Origin of the sequence: Rubrivirga sp. SAORIC476 (assembly GCF_002283555.1) — a bacterium.
Lineage (GTDB): Bacteria > Bacteroidota > Rhodothermia > Rhodothermales > Rubricoccaceae > Rubrivirga.
In genome coordinates this window covers 1,762,979-1,777,422 of the sequence record NZ_MVOI01000003.1, presented here as the reverse complement: position 1 = coordinate 1,777,422, position 14,444 = coordinate 1,762,979, and the positions used below count along the sequence as shown (strand labels likewise).

The following is a 14,444-nucleotide window of genomic DNA, read 5'->3' as shown; positions in this document are numbered from 1 at the left end:
GGGGCTGATGGTGCTGCTGGGGGAGTCCATCGGCTACTCCCTCTCGCCGACACTCCACAACGCCGCCTTCGCGCACGACGGCATCGACTGTGTTTACCTGGCCTGTTCGGTCGAGTCGTCTGGGGTGAGAGCGGCGATGGATGGGCTCTGGGCGCTCGGCGCACGTGGGGCCAATGTGACCATCCCCCACAAGCAGCAGGCCCTCGCTTGCGCCACCGAGGCGACACCCACGGCACAGGCACTGGGAGCCGCCAACACCCTCGTCCGAACCCCCGAGGGGTGGCGAGCCGACAACACCGATGTAGCGGGGTTTCTCGCACCGCTCGACGCGCATCGGAGCAGGCTGGAGGGCGCACGGGTGGTGGTGTTTGGCGCAGGCGGCGCGGCGAGAGCGGTGGTCTACGGCGTGCTGACAGCGCTAGAAGCAGCCAAGGTGACCCTGGTGGCACGTCGGCCAGAGCAGGCTGAGGCGCTGGCCGCCGACCTCGAGACGGCAGCGGGCCGAGCAAAAATGCAGGTCGCGACGCCTGGGACGGCGGCCTCGAGTGTCCGTGAGGCCGATCTGGTGGTCAACGCCACTCCCCTGGGGATGGGCGACGGACGGACGCCATGGCCTGGCGCCGACGACTTCCGACCGGAGCAGGTCGTGTACGATCTCGTCTACCGACCGGCCCAGACCCCCTTCTTGGACGCCGCCGCGTCCCGAGGAGCGACCACCATCGGAGGGCTGCCGATGTTGTTGGGACAGGCCGGGGCCGCGTACCGTCTGTGGACCGGTCGCGAGTTCCCTCTCGACGTCGCTCGTGAGGCCGCACTCTCCGCCCTGCAATCATGACCGAGTCGATCCTGCGTCCTGCCCTCGCCGCTGACCCGCGCCTCGTCGCCGGGTTCACGACGCGCGTTTTCTCTCCGGCCGACGAAGGACTCGCTGCTGCCCGCGCTCGCCTCGGGGATGCGACCGGGTTGCCCATCGCCTCCGTCGGTCAGGTCCACGGGGCCGATGTGGCGACTGTGCGCGAGGCTGGGCACGTGGAGGCGCACGACGGTCTGGTGACCGACCGGCCAGGGCTCCTTCTCAGCGTGATCGCGGCCGACTGTGCACTGGTTCTGCTCGCCGATGCCGAAGCGGGCGTAGTGGGGGCCTGTCACAGCGGATGGCGTGGAACGGTGGCCGGGATCGTCGGCGGGACGGTGCAGGCGATGGAGGCGCTCGGCGCTGAGCCGACACGGATGCAGGCCTACCTCGCCCCCTGCATCTCGACGGAGGCATTCGAGGTGGGCGAGGAGGTGGCGGCGCGATTCGATCCCGCTGTGGTCGTGCGTCGTCCCGAGTGGCCCCGGCCGCACGTCGACCTCCGAGGCGACCTCGCGCGCCAGCTCGCCGAGGCGGGCGTGGCCGATGTCGAGACGTCAGGCGAGTGCACGGTCGCCGACGACCGCTTCTACTCCTACCGTGCCGAGGGGGGCACGCCGGGACGGATGCTAGGCTTTATCGGCCTCCGCTGACGACGACCGGGTGGTTCCGGTCGCGCCGTGTATCTTCGTGGTCACAGAGACTGATCACGAAAACATGACTGATGATTCGCCCGTGGCGGCTCCTCCCGAGGAGGCAACCCGCCCGACCATCCGCTGGACGCTCCGCCCCGTCGCGGACGAACTGCTGGTCGACGCGCTCGCCAGCGACCTGAACGACTTGCCGCACGCTCTCGCACGTGCCCTCGCACTTCGCGGCGTCCGCTCCTACGACGACGCCCATACGTTCTTCCGGCCATCCCTCGGCCGCCTGCACGACCCCTACCTGATGCGGGACATGGACCGCGCGGTTCCCCGCATCGTGGCAGCCATTCGCGACGGCGAGCGCGTCATGGTCTACGGGGACTACGACGTCGACGGGACCACGTCGACGGCCATGATGATGACGTTCCTCCAGAGCCAGGGCCTGGAAGTGGACTTCTTCATCCCCAACCGCTTCGAACACGGGTACGGCATCAGCGAGGCCGGCATCGACGTGGCGGTAGAGCGCGGCGTCTCGCTGATCGTGGCGCTCGACTGCGGGATTACGGCTGTCGACGAGACCGAGTACGCCCGGTCGAAGGGCATCGAACTGGTCATCTGTGACCACCACACGCCTGGCGACGTCCTACCCGACGCTGCGGCCGTCCTGGACCCCAAGCGGCTCGACTGCGACTACCCATTCGACGGACTGAGCGGCTGCGGGGTCGGTTTCAAACTGATCCAGGCCGTCATCGCCGAACTTGGGTTGCCCGAGGAAGAGGCGTGGCCGTACCTCGACCTGGTCGCCGTCAGCACCGCCTGCGACATCGTCCCGATGGTGGGGGAGAACCGCGTGCTGATGCGGGCAGGCCTGAAGCAGATCTCCGAGTCCCCGCGCGCCGGGATCGTGGCCCTGGCCGACTGCGCGAACGTGGACCTGAGCGGGTGCACGTCGTCGAAGATGGTGTTCCAGATCGGCCCGCGGATCAACGCGGCCGGGCGGATCGCCGACGCAGGGGTCGCGGCCGACCTGCTCGCCACCACCGACCCCGTCGAGGCGCGCCGCCTCGTGGAGGTGATCGAAGAGCTCAACCTCCGGCGGCGAGAGCTGGATCGCCAGACGCGCGACGAGGCCTTCCGTGTCGCCGAGGCGCAGATGGCCGACGACCCGATGGCGCTCGTCGTCTACAAGCCCGGATGGCATCCGGGCGTCATCGGCATCACGGCCAGCCGCGTCGCCGAGCGCTTCCACCGGCCGACCGTGCTGCTCACCTCGGACGAGGACACGGGCGTCGCGAAGGGGTCCGCGCGGTCCGTCAAGGGCATCTCCATCTACGATGCGCTCTCTCATTGTGCGGACCTGCTGGACCGGTTCGGCGGTCACGCCTTCGCCGCCGGGCTCGCGCTCCCTCTCGACCGCGTCGACATGCTGCGCGAGCGGCTCCAGACGGCCGTCGGGCTGGCCGTGGCCGATACCGACGACCTGATCCCCGAAATCGAGATCGACGCGCACCTCCACCTCGGCGACGTGACGCCGCGCTTCTGGAGCGTCCTCAAGCAGTTCGGCCCTCATGGCCCCGACAACCTCCGGCCGACGTTCTGGGGCCGGGGGCTCCGCGTCGTCGGCCAGCCGTCCTGCGTCGGTGCGCAGAAGCAGCACCTCCGCATGCGCGTCGCCCAGGACGACGGCGGGCCGGTGTTCTCGGTGATCGGCTTCGGCCTCGCTGACCGCTACGACGCCGCGCTCGCGAGCGTCCGTCGCGGGCAGCCGCTGGAGCTCGCGTTCCAGGTGGACGAGAACACATGGAACGGCCGAACGACGCTCCAGCTTCGCGCGCAGGACCTCCGATTGGAGGAGAACGCGTAGGCCGACCGCAGGGACACTCTGCGGAGGAGGGAACACCCTTCGGGAGGCGGTGGGGGGCGCCCCCACTCGGGTGTAGGACTCGGCCTCATCCTGCCGGGAACGGGGACTGATGCACATGTGAGAGAGGTTGAGAGGACACGCGGCACTCGCTGCGCCCTCGTCTTTCTCTTTCCCGTCCCCTCTATGTCCTCCCCTCTCCTCCAAGACGCCGCGGCCGCGACCAGCCGCCGCGACTTCTTCAAGCGCGCCGGCTTCGGCCTCGGCGCCGTCGTCGCGGCCTCCAGCCTCCAGGCCTGCGACTCTGATCCCGTCGATGGCGATGTCGTGACGCTCGACTTCTCCAGCGATGTCGGTGTGCTGAACTACGCCTACGCCCTCGAACAGCTCGAGGCGGGCTTCTACGCGACTGTCGTCGGCAATGCGGCGTTCGCGAGCACCTTCAACGCAGACGAGCAGGCCATCCTCCGCGACCTCGCCGCGCACGAAGGCATCCACCGCGACTTCTTCGAGGCGGCCATCAGTGGGGCTGGCGCGACCCCCATTCCGGACCTGACGCCCGACTTCTCGTCGATCGACTTCACGAGCCGGTCGAGCGTGCTCGGCACGGCGCTGGTGTTCGAGGACCTCGGGGTCGGTGCCTACAACGGCGCGGGCCAGTACATCGCGAGTGCGGACTACCTGCTGATCGCGGGCAAGATCGTCTCCGTCGAGGCGCGTCATGCGTCGGTGATCGCGGGGCTGATCACGCCCAACTCGATCTCTGGGGCGGGCGTGGTGGACAACAACGGCCTCGACCAGGCGCTGATGCCGAGCGCTGTGCTGTCGGCCGCGGCCCCGTTCATCCAGGACACGATCCGGGCCATCAACGTCCCGGCCTCGTAGCGCCCGGCTCGCCGATCCTCTCCGCTCCGGCGGACCTCTCTTGACTTCCCCTCTTCTGATGACTTCCCTCCTCTCCTACTTCGACACCGAGGCCGACGCGCCCTCGTCGCGCCGCGACGCCCTCGGCACGGTCGGCAAGCTTGGCCTCGGTGCCGCCATCGCCGCCATTCCGTTCCTCGATCCCCGCGCGGCCTACGCGCAGGGCGCCGGTCCGAACCAAGTCGACATCGACGGCAACGGCACGTTCAACGCCTTCGACATCCTCAACTACGCGCTCACCCTGGAGTACCTGGAGCGCTCGTTTTACCGCCAGGGGCTCGATCAGGGCTACCTCGGCACCGATCGTCCGCTCATCGAGACGATCGAGCGCGACGAGTCGGCTCACGTGACTGTGCTTCGCACCGCCATCTCTGGCGCGGGCGGCACTCCGGTCGATTACACCGACTCGGACTTCGACTTCGGCACCTTCCTCGACGAGCGGGACGACTTCTTCGCGCTCGCGCAGTCGCTGGAGGACACCGGGGTCCGCGCGTACAAGGGGCAGGCCGCTGCCATCCTCGGCTCGCCGTACCTGACGACGGCGCTCCAGATCCACTCGGTGGAGGGCCGTCACGCCGCCGCCATCCGCCGCATCCGTGGCGAGAAGGGCTGGATTCCCGCCAACCAGGCCAGCGCGCCGGTCCCGGCGGTCTATGGTGCAGGCAACGGCTTCCCGGCGGAGAACAACACCACGCAGGGTGGGGTCTCTCTGACGACGGCGCTCTCGGGCTACACGCCGCAGCAGATCACCGAGGCGTTCGACGAGGGCCTCGACATGACGACCGTTCTCGACATCGCGGGCGGTTTCATCACGGGTTCGGAGGGCGACGGCAACGACTAGTCGCCTTTCCGCTTCGATCCAGACGCCCGGTCTCTCCTCGGAGGGGCCGGGCGTTTTCGGTTGTGCCCGCCTCGGCGCCGAGGCGCATGGGGTCAGCCGGTGGCACTATGGCTCGCTGCCACGCTGATCGCGACCGCCAGCACGTCCTCGACGACGGCCACGGCGGGGTCCGGCACGTCCAGCGCCTCCCCAACTCGCTTCCTGAGGTCCATCATCACGAACGACGAGGCCACCGCGCTGGCAGCGCCGACGAGCGCAGGAAGCACCGGGTTCTGGCGACGGATCGCGGCGACGGTCGCGCCCGCGAGCGCGCCCGACGCGAGCCGACCGAACAGCGCAGGGGGCGAGGTCCGCGGTGGCGCCACGGGCAACTTGTCAGCGGTCAGCTCTCCCGCGGCGGCGACCGTGAGGAGCGTCGCGGCGCGGTCGGTACCGAGTACGCGAGCGGGCTGACGGCGTCGGCGAGCCAGGAGTGGAATGGAGGGCCTCTGGCTGACGAGCGTCCTCGCCAGGACGGCGGGTGGCGTCATGCTGCGCATCCCGGCGGCCCAGCCGAGGCCAGCGGCGAGGAGGGAGGTGGGAGTGCTCATCAGGCTGTGGAGAGCTCGCTCTCGGACTTGAGGACCCGGTCACCGTCCTCCTGCTCAATGAGGTAGGCCGGGTTGTCGGGGTCGGCATCGCGCGTCACCTCGGTGCCGTCGATCGTGCGCGTGACGCGCTCGGTGAAGACCTCCTGGACGGTGCCCGTGCCGGTGCCCGAGCCCCAGTTCCATTCGACCTCGTCGCCTGTCTCGTATGCGGGCATGGTGTGTCCGGTAGGTGAGCGGATCCGACCCTCGCACGCATGGCGAAGGTCCGCCGTGCGGCGGAATCAGGGCCGACCCCATCCGCCTCGGGGCGTCCGCGGAGCGGATAAAACGACGCCGGGCCGACCCCGTGAGGAGCCGGCCCGGCCGAACGGTCTGCCGAGCGGGGTCAGTCGCTCGCCGGGGGCATCGAGGCGCCGGTGCGGTCGGCCGCCATCTGGACCGCCGCCGCCGCGTCGACCACGCCGCCGGTGACGGAGAGCGTCGCGAAGGGCACCAGGTCCTCGGCGCCCGGCCGCGTCGTCTCGACGTCGAGGCGAGCGGACGACGCGAGCAGGATCTGGCGGACCTCCTCGGCCGAGAGGTCGGGGTAGTAGGCCATCACGAGCGCCGCCACGCCCGCCACCACCGGCGAGGCGAACGAGGTGCCGTTGGCCGTCTGGATGCCGCCACCGGGCTTCAGCGACGTGACGTTCTCGCCCGGCGCAAACAGGTCGACGGCCGTCTGGCCGTAGTTGGAGAAGCCGGCCGCGATCGCCGACGCGTCGGACGTGCTCGCGCCGACCTCCAGCCAGCCGTTCGTGACCGTCCCGTCGAGGAGCGTACGCGTCGGGAAGTTGTCCGCCACGTCGATGTCCTCGCCCGAGTTGCCGGACGCGTGCACCAGCAGGACGTTGTTCGCCACGGCGTAGGCCACGGCCTCGTCGACGGCGCCCTTCTGCGGCGAGTAGCTCTTGCCGAAGCTCATGTTGATGACGCGGGCGCCGTTGCCGACGGCGTAGCGGATCGCGTTGGCGATGTCCTTGTCGCGCTCGTCGCCTCCGGGGACGGCGCGCAGCACCATGATGCGAGCGGGCGCGATGCCGTCGATGCCCGTGTCGTTGCCTCGCACGGCCGCGACCAGCCCGGCGACGCCGGTGCCGTGATTCGGGTCCGGCCCGGCCACGTCGGCGTTGCCGTAGAACTGCTCCGTCACGTCCGAATAGTCGTCGCCGACGAGGTCGCGCACGTCGTAGTCCGGGTTGAGGCCGTACTGGAGGCGGCTCTCGACCGACTCGACGTACGTCTTCAGGTCGGAGAGCGACGCGCCCTGCTGGGCGAGGAAGAGGAGCGGGCCCGGGTCGTCGGTGCCGTCGAGGTCCTCCAGCGAGTAGTCGTCGCCGTACTTGACGCGGAGGCGGGCGTCGGCAGCCTCCGCGGCGGCGAGCACCGGCGCGAGCTGGACGGCCTGCTGCGCGAGGGGCGCGCGCTCCTCGTCCAGGGCGGCCTCCAGGGCGTCGCAGTCGGAGTACGTCGCATCCGGCGTGCCCGCGCGGCAGAGCGCCACGAGGCGGGCCAGTTCGTAGGTGTCATGCTCCATGTTGCGGCCGTCCGGACCGCCGAGGAAGCTCCAGCCGTGGACATCGTCCACGTACCCGTTCTCATCGTTGTCGATGCCGTCGCCCGCGATCTCGCCGGGGTTGGTCCAGAGTACCGGCGCGAGGTCGGGGTGCGTGATGTCGACGCCGGAGTCGATGATGGCCACGACCACCTCGGCGGGCGCGCGGTCGGGCAAGGCCGCGTAGGCCGCGGCCAAGCCGATGCCCTCGACGCCGTCGGCGTCACGGTCGAGCAGGTGCCAGTCGGCGGGCGGGCCGTCCTGGGCGAAGGCGGGCGTCGCGAGCACGAGCGCGGCGACGAGCAGAGAGCGGAGGGTCATGGGAGAGGGGGGAGGTCAGGAGTCGGCGTCTGAGGAGACGCCATCGCGATCCCCTCAACGTAGCCGCTGCACGACTGGTGCCGCCGCTCCACGAGCAGTCTGCGAATCCGCGTGTATGCTTCCCACCTCCGCCAGTCTGCGATCTCAGCGAAGCGGCCGGACACGACGCGGCCCGGGCACGGTAACGCGCCAGGGCCGCGAGAGATAGGCAGGGCAGACCTGGCCTCCACGCCCAGTCCCTATCGGGTGAACACGAAGTTGCCAAAATCCTGCCCGGCCGTCGGCCTGCAGTCCAGACTGTCGCCCGTCTCGTCGACGGTGCAACGGAGGCTGACGTCACCGGTGAGCGTCAGCGTGGGGTAGGCGTACGTCGCCGTCTCGATGGCGTCGGGGAAACCGGTCTCGGTGTACGTGAGGGTGAATGTGGCATCCGGGTCGCTCTCCGTGTCGGCGGGGATGATCATCGACACGCGCTGACCCTGGGCCGGGTCGATGCCGGAGTAGGTTCCACCGATGGTCGGGTCGCCGCCACCGAATGCGTCGCAGGCGGGGAGCACCACGAGGGCCGTGGCGAGAGCGAGGAGGAAAGTGAGCTTGTGCATGGGGTAGGGGGGAGTGTGTCATGCAAGCGCAAAACCGCCGCACCGACTGCCACGCTCATCGGCACTTCATCGAACGGGCCGTCGGCGATCTCGCTCGCCTCGGTGCCGAGGCGGGCACTCCCACCGATGTTGTGGCGTTGGGAGGCCACAACGCCCCCGGACCACGCCCGCTCGTCGCTACGCCCCTCCCTTCCGCGCCCCGGCGCTTTCGCATGCCCCGCATCCTCTGGGCCGACGACGAGATCGACCTCCTCAAGCCCCACGTCCTGTTCCTCGAAGCCAAGGGCTACGCCGTCGACACCGTCTCGAATGGCACCGATGCCGTGGACCGCGCCAGCGACGGCGGCTACGACGTCGTCTTCCTCGACGAGCAGATGCCCGGGCTCGGTGGGCTAGACGCGCTCCAGGCCATCAAGAGCCACCGCCCCGAGACGCCGGTCGTGATGATCACGAAGTCGGAGGAGGAGCACATCATGGAGGACGCGATCGGCCGCCAGATCGCCGACTACCTCATCAAGCCGGTCAACCCGAAGCAGATCCTGCTCTCGGTCAAGAAGATCTTGGACGGCGCCCAGATCCGCGGCGAGGCCGTCCAGCGCGACTACCTCCAGGGCTTCGGCGAACTGTCCGGCCGCATCGGCGGCGACCTCGACGTGACCGAGTGGACGGAGGTGTACGAGAAGCTCGTCCGCCACGACCTCGACCTGGAAGGCGCCGACGAGGGCGTCCGCCAGATCCTCGACGACCAGTACCGCGAGGCCAACGACCGCTTCGCGGGGTTCGTCGAGGACCGCTACCCGAAATGGATCCGAGAGGCCATCGCGGGCGAGAAGCCGCGCCGTGACCGCCCGCTGCTGAGCCACGAGATCCTGCCGAGCCGCGTCTTCCCCCACCTCGGCGATGTGGGCGGCAAGCCCGAGCGTCCCGTCGTGTTCCTGCTGGTCGACTGCATGCGGTACGACCAGTGGCTGCTGTTCGAGAAGCACCTCCATGGGCTCTACGACATCGACCGGGGCTGGCACTTCGGGTTGCTGCCGACCGCGACTCCGTTCAGCCGGAATGCCATCTTCGGTGGGCTGTTGCCTATCGATCTCGCCAAGCGGTTCCAGAGCTACACCGTCGACGAGCGCCAGGACGAGTCGTCGCTCAACGCGCACGAGGCGGAGTACCTCGAGGACCTGCTCAAGCGCAAGCACCGCGGCGACATCCGCTTCCGCTACGACAAGCTGGTCTCCCAGTCCGACGGCCTCGGCTTCGCCGACCGCGTGGCGGACTACCTCCAGCACGACCTCTCGGCCGTCGTCGTCAACTTCGTCGACATCCTGGCGCACTCGCGCAGCGACACCAAGATCCTGAAGGAGATCGCGCCCGACGTGCCGGCCTACCGCGCGCTGACGGAGGCGTGGTTCGGCCACAGCTGGCTGCTGGCGGCGCTCCAGGAGCTGGCCCGGCACGACTGCACGGTCGTCATCAGCACCGACCACGGGGCCGTCCGCGCGCTGCACCCGGCCAAGGTGATCGGCGACCGCGAGACGTCGACCAGCCTGCGCTACAAGCACGGCCGCAACCTCAAGGTGGATGCCGACGACGCCATCTTCGTCAAGGAGCCCGAGGAGTACGGCCTGCCGCGCCTGGGCATCAACGAGAACTACATCTTCGCCAAGGGCGACAGCTACTTCGTCTACCCGACCAACTACAACCGCTACGTGAACCAGTACCGGGACACGTTCCAGCACGGCGGCGTGACGATGGAGGAGTGCCTGCTGCCCGTCGTGACGCTGCGGCCGAAGGGGTAGGAAGCCGCCGTCTCATTCCGGGAGGAGCAGCCGTCGGGCGCGTGGTCGTCACGGCTGCCCTACACTGTGGCATGGACGCCCCGCCACCCGGCTATCTCGAGGCGGCCGTCGCGCGTCGCCTCGACGTGACCGACGACCTGGCCGTGTTCTGGCTCCGCCCGGCCGAGCCGCTGTCGTTCGAGCCCGGCCAGTACGTCACGCTGGCCGCGCCCGGCACCCGCGGGTCAATCGTCAAGCGGGCCTACTCCGTCGTCAGCGCGCCCCACGAGCCGCTGGTGGAACTCGTCATCGAGCACGTGGCGGACGGGGCGCTGACGCCGCTCCTGTGGCCGCTCCGCGAGGGCGACGCGGTCTGGGTCCGGAAGAAAGTCGTCGGCCAGTTCGTGCTGGACGTCGAGCGGACGCGGCACGTGATGACCTGCACGGTCACCGGCATCGCGCCCTTCCTGTCGATGATCCGAGCCCACGCCGCGGCGCTCGACACGGGTACGCCCGTGCCAGAGCATCGCTTCCTGGTCATCCATGGCGCCAGCCACGCGGCCGAGCACGGCCCGTACCGCGCCGAGTTGGAACGACTCGCCGAGAGAGGCTGGGTAGAGGCCGTCCCGACGATTAGCCGACCATGGGCAAATCCCGAGTGGGCAGGCGAGGTCGGGCGCGTCGAGGACGTGCTGCGCAAGCACCTCGACCGCCTCGGCTGGGCGGCCGACGAGGTCGCGGGCTATGCTTGCGGCAACCCCAACATGATCGAGGCCGCGCTCGGCATCCTGCGCCGCGCCGGCGTCGACGCGGCGCACCTCCACGAGGAGAAGTACTTCACCATCGGCGAAGCCGGACCGTCTGCCGACGCGGCCTCGTCGTCGACACCGCCGCTGGCCCCACCGCCGGGCAGGCGGTCGTCGGGACGCGGGCCGGGGAGCGTCGTGCTGAAGACTGTCCCCCCAAAGCGTAGCTGATTGCGGGAACGCGCCAGGGCGCAGGCGGTGGAGTCCTGGGAGGCTCGGTGCTACCCCCGCCGCGCACCGTCATCGGCTGAGGAGAGGGGGCAGACCTGGGCCGTATGGAGCCGACTCTTCTGGCTCCACGCCGAGAGCTTCGGGCGCCGGATCGTGTGGGGCGGCATCCGGGTCGGAATCGTCCGCCTCGGTCGCCTCGTCGGTCGCTGCGGCCACAGGGGCGACCGTGAGCCGGGCGAGGTCCGGCTCCGAGCCGGGGGCGAGCATGAACGGCCCGAGGTGAGGTGTGTCGTCGCCGAGGGCGTCGTCCAACGTCCGCTCCGACCACGTCGGGGCGGGCAGCCCGAAAAAGCGGTGGAGCTGGCCGAACGTGGTCGTCCTCACGAACTCGACGGCGAGGTCGGGCGCCAGCGGAGGCGTCCGGGCGTCCGGGTCGAACAGGCGGTCCATGAGAGGCTGGAGGTCCGTCCGCACAGCCATGAACACGTGGTCGCCGGGGCGGAGCGCCGTTGTGCCTCGGGGGACGACGACGGCTTCGCCGCGCACGACCAGCATGACGGCGGCCCCGTCCGGCAGCGCGAGGTCGCGGAGCGTCTGCCCGGCCACACGCGCCGAGGGGGCCACGGTGTAGTCGACGACGTCGCCGTTGAGGTGCCGGAGCGCGTGGACCTCGACGCGGACCGACGGCGGCGGAGCGGCCGGCCGGCCGATGCCCAGCCACCGGGCCACGGCCGAGAGCGACCACCCCTGCGCCAACGCCGACACCAGGACGACGAAGAACACGACGTCGAACAGGAGCGCGGCGCCCTCGACGCCCGCGAGCAACGGGAACGTGGCGAGCGTGATCGGGACGGCCCCCTTCAGCCCGCCCCACGAGAGGAAGGCGATGTCGCGCGTGCTGAACCCGAACGGGAGGACGGACGCGGCGACCGCCAGGGGTCGGGCCACGAACACCAGCACGAGCGCGATCACGAGCCCCTCGGGCGCGACTGCCAGCAGCCGGCTCGGGAAGCTGAGCAGGCCGAGCAGGATGAACAGCGCGATCTGCGACAGCCACGCCGCCGCGTCCAAGACCAGGAGCGTCCCCCGCCGGAACACGAGCCGTCCGTTCCCGAGCACGATCCCGGCGAGGTAGACGGCCAAGAACCCGCTCCCGCCGAGCACGGCCGCGCCCCCGAAGGCGATAAGTCCAAACGCGGCCGCGAGCACGGGGTAGAGCCCGGGCGCGTCGAGTCCGGCCCGCTCGACGGCCCACGACGCCGCGCGTCCCACCCCGAGCCCGACCGCGGCGCCGACGCCAAACTGGAGCGCGAACAGCACGGTGAGCGACCCCGCCGAGTGAGCGGCCCCGGCGGCCAGGCCCGTGAGCCCGACCGTGAGGAAAAGGGCCATCGGGTCGTTCGACCCGCTCTCGACCTCCAGCGTGGCCCCGAGCCGGTCGGGCAGCGTGAGCCCGCTCGACCGCAAGACCGAGAACACGGCCGCCGCGTCGGTCGACCCGACGATGCCGCCCAGGAGCATCCCGTGCAGGAGCGGGAGCCCGAGCACCCAGGCGGCCGCCAGGCCCGTCAGCCCGGCCGTCAGCGCGACGCCGACGGTCGAGAGCGCCAGCGCCGGCCGCCACGCCGCGCGGACCGACGCGAGCGGGGTCTGGAGCCCGCCGTCGAACAGGATGAGCGCGAGGGCGACGGTGCCGACGGCGTTCGCGAGACCATAGTCCTCGAAGGGCACGCCCCCCAGGCCCTCGGACCCCGCTGCCATCCCCACGCCCATGAACAGGACCAGGACGGGCAGCCCGAGGCGGGCCGAGACGCGGCTCGACGCGACCCCGAGGGCGACCAGCGCGCCGACGAGGAGCATTCCGGCGGCGACGGACGGCATGGGTGGGGGGACGTAGAACGGGTCTCCTACGCCGCGCCGCGGTGATGTCTCCCCACCCGGTCTCTTCGCTTCTCGGCCGTCCCGTGAGCGCGCATCGTGCACGGAGCCGAGGGGCGCGAGAGGCGTGGCGATCAGTCAGGGGCCTGCGCGGGGTCACGCTCGGCCCGCCCGCCCGCCTCGGCCTCGGGTGGGGGAGAGGCAGACCTCGGCGAACACCCCTCGTCGCGGGGACGACCGGGGAGGTCCGGCGCGGGGCTCTCCGGCATCGGGCGGGCGGCGTCGACCATCGGGACCTCGTACGAAGTCCCGATGGCAGAGCGGGCGTCGGGGTCGGACGGGCTCACGGGGCGGACCGGTAGGTGAACCGGAGGACCACGGCCGGGCCGTCGGTCCCCTCGCTGGAGACGAGCGCGTCGCCGTTCGGGAGGAACGCCAGCCCCTCCGGCTGTTCGAGGCCCGCCGGGGAGAGGTCCCACACGTCCACGACGGCGCCGTCGGCGTCGAGGACGACCAGGGCCTCCCGCTTCGAGGACAGCACGACGGTGTGGCCGGTGATGGGGTGGACCGCCAGCGCCGACGGACGGAGCTTTTTGTCATCGCCGGGCACGTCGTCCCGGTCGAGCGCCAGGATGGGCGTGGGCACGAGCGCGTTCGCCGCGAGGTCGAAGGCGTAGACGCGGCTGCGGTCGTCGCCGTCGTCCTCCTTGCACGCGATGAGCAGGCGGCCGTCGCGGGCGCCGAGGCCCTCGGCGTCGCAGTCCTTCGCGCCGAGGCCGGTCTCGTACACGGTCGCGCGCGCCTCGGGGCCCGCCCACCCGTCGAGTTCGAGGACGGCCCCGTCGGCGCGGAGCACGAACAGGCGGTCGCCCACGCGTTCGACACCCTCGTAGTCGCCGGGCGGCCCGAACGGGACGACGGCGGTTACCCGGCCGGTCTCGGCCGAGAGCACGTAGAGGTCCCCGTCCTCGTCCTGGACGGCACCGAGGTGGCCGTCGTCCAGGACGGTGAGGGCCGAGATCTCGACAAGGTCGGCGGGCATCTCGAACCGGGCGTCGGGCTGGTCGAAGCGGTACGGGGTGGACGGCTCGGAGACGGCCGACACGGGGGAAGCCGACGGGGCGGACGTGGCGAGCGCGGTGTCGGTGGGCGCCTCGGGACCGCAGGCCGAGAGGGCCAGGCCGAGGCAGGCGGCGAGGAGGGGAGAGACGTTCATGGGATCGGGGGCTAGTCGCGTTCGGAGCACAAGACCTCGCCCGAGCCCGCGTCCACGACCACGTCGAACGCGGCGCGGTCCTGCGCGAGCTCGACCTCGTAGACCAGGAAGCCGTCCTCCTCGTCGAGGTCGACGTCGGTGACGGCGGCGCCGGGCGTGGCCGCGAGGGCGGCCGCACGAGCATCGGCCACCTGGACGCGGGCGAGATCGGCCGTGGCCTGGCCGTCCGCGACCGGGATCGTTCCTGTGATGGGACCGCAGTCCACATCGGGCGACGAGGCGCAGGCGGTTGTGCCGAGGGCGAGGGTGGCGATGGGGAGGAGGGCGGGGAGCTTCATGGGACTGGAGACGTGCAGACGACCCGCACA

Annotated in this window: 14 protein-coding genes; 7 read left to right on the top strand and 7 right to left on the bottom strand. The window is 70.7% G+C overall.

The features are described 5' to 3' along the window. The first annotated feature begins 7 nt into the window (after positions 1 to 7). From B1759_RS09210 to B1759_RS09190, 5 genes are all read left to right on the top strand, one after another. A complete protein-coding gene (locus B1759_RS09210; RefSeq protein ID WP_095514716.1) occupies positions 8 to 835 on the top strand; it encodes a shikimate dehydrogenase in 828 nt (275 codons plus the stop codon). Further along, on the top strand, positions 832 to 1,506 hold the full coding sequence (locus tag B1759_RS09205) for a polyphenol oxidase family protein (RefSeq protein ID WP_095514715.1): 675 nt from the start codon (positions 832 to 834) through the stop codon (positions 1,504 to 1,506). The genes B1759_RS09210 and B1759_RS09205 overlap by 4 nt, the downstream gene beginning before the upstream one ends. Positions 1,507 to 1,570: 64 nt before the next feature. Next, entirely contained in the window at positions 1,571 to 3,361 is a 1,791-nt protein-coding gene (recJ, locus tag B1759_RS09200) for a single-stranded-DNA-specific exonuclease RecJ (protein ID WP_095514714.1), read from the top strand. Positions 3,362 to 3,544: 183 nt separating this feature from the next. Continuing rightward, positions 3,545 to 4,243, top strand: a complete 699-nt coding sequence (locus B1759_RS09195; RefSeq protein WP_095514713.1) for a ferritin-like domain-containing protein — start codon at positions 3,545 to 3,547, stop codon at positions 4,241 to 4,243. 58 nt (positions 4,244 to 4,301) lie between these two features. Then, positions 4,302 to 5,123, top strand: coding sequence for a ferritin-like domain-containing protein (locus tag B1759_RS09190; protein WP_095514712.1), 822 nt, complete (start codon positions 4,302 to 4,304; stop codon positions 5,121 to 5,123). 92 nt (positions 5,124 to 5,215) lie between these two features. Here the strand turns inward: B1759_RS09190 and B1759_RS09185 are convergent, their stop codons facing one another. The 4 genes from B1759_RS09185 to B1759_RS09170 form a co-directional block, all read right to left on the bottom strand. Then, positions 5,216 to 5,713, bottom strand: coding sequence for a DUF4126 family protein (locus tag B1759_RS09185; protein WP_095514711.1), 498 nt, complete (start codon positions 5,711 to 5,713; stop codon positions 5,216 to 5,218). Further along, positions 5,713 to 5,928 carry a DUF2945 domain-containing protein gene (locus B1759_RS09180; RefSeq protein WP_095514710.1) on the bottom strand — a complete coding sequence of 72 codons (216 nt, stop codon included), beginning with the start codon at positions 5,926 to 5,928 and terminating at the stop codon, positions 5,713 to 5,715. Before B1759_RS09180 ends, B1759_RS09185 begins: the two co-directional genes overlap by 1 nt. A 170-nt stretch (positions 5,929 to 6,098) precedes the next feature. Beyond that, positions 6,099 to 7,628: a S8 family serine peptidase gene (locus tag B1759_RS09175; protein ID WP_095514709.1), complete on the bottom strand. Its 1,530-nt coding sequence runs from the start codon at positions 7,626 to 7,628 to the stop codon at positions 6,099 to 6,101. Between the two features lie 239 nt (positions 7,629 to 7,867). After that, the gene (locus tag B1759_RS09170) at positions 7,868 to 8,230 is read right to left on the bottom strand and encodes a hypothetical protein (RefSeq protein ID WP_095514708.1); all 363 of its coding nucleotides are present in this window, start codon (positions 8,228 to 8,230) and stop codon (positions 7,868 to 7,870) included. A 212-nt stretch (positions 8,231 to 8,442) separates the two neighbouring features. On the opposite strand from B1759_RS09170, the gene B1759_RS09165 reads away from it, so the two are divergent. Together B1759_RS09165 and B1759_RS09160 are read left to right on the top strand one after the other, a co-directional pair. Then, positions 8,443 to 10,026, top strand: coding sequence for a bifunctional response regulator/alkaline phosphatase family protein (locus tag B1759_RS09165; RefSeq protein ID WP_095514707.1), 1,584 nt, complete (start codon positions 8,443 to 8,445; stop codon positions 10,024 to 10,026). A gap of 71 nt (positions 10,027 to 10,097) precedes the next feature. Continuing rightward, on the top strand, positions 10,098 to 10,982 hold the full coding sequence (locus B1759_RS09160; protein WP_095514706.1) for an FAD-binding oxidoreductase: 885 nt from the start codon (positions 10,098 to 10,100) through the stop codon (positions 10,980 to 10,982). A gap of 69 nt (positions 10,983 to 11,051) precedes the next feature. On the opposite strand, the gene B1759_RS09155 is transcribed toward B1759_RS09160, so the two are convergent. The 3 genes from B1759_RS09155 to B1759_RS09145 form a co-directional block, all read right to left on the bottom strand. Further along, on the bottom strand, positions 11,052 to 12,863 hold the full coding sequence (locus B1759_RS09155; protein ID WP_095514705.1) for a potassium/proton antiporter: 1,812 nt from the start codon (positions 12,861 to 12,863) through the stop codon (positions 11,052 to 11,054). Between the two features lie 340 nt (positions 12,864 to 13,203). Continuing rightward, positions 13,204 to 14,076, bottom strand: coding sequence for an SdiA-regulated domain-containing protein (locus B1759_RS09150; protein ID WP_095514704.1), 873 nt, complete (start codon positions 14,074 to 14,076; stop codon positions 13,204 to 13,206). An 11-nt stretch (positions 14,077 to 14,087) separates the two neighbouring features. Then, on the bottom strand, positions 14,088 to 14,414 hold the full coding sequence (locus tag B1759_RS09145) for a PepSY domain-containing protein (protein ID WP_095514703.1): 327 nt from the start codon (positions 14,412 to 14,414) through the stop codon (positions 14,088 to 14,090). Positions 14,415 to 14,444 lie beyond the last annotated feature (30 nt).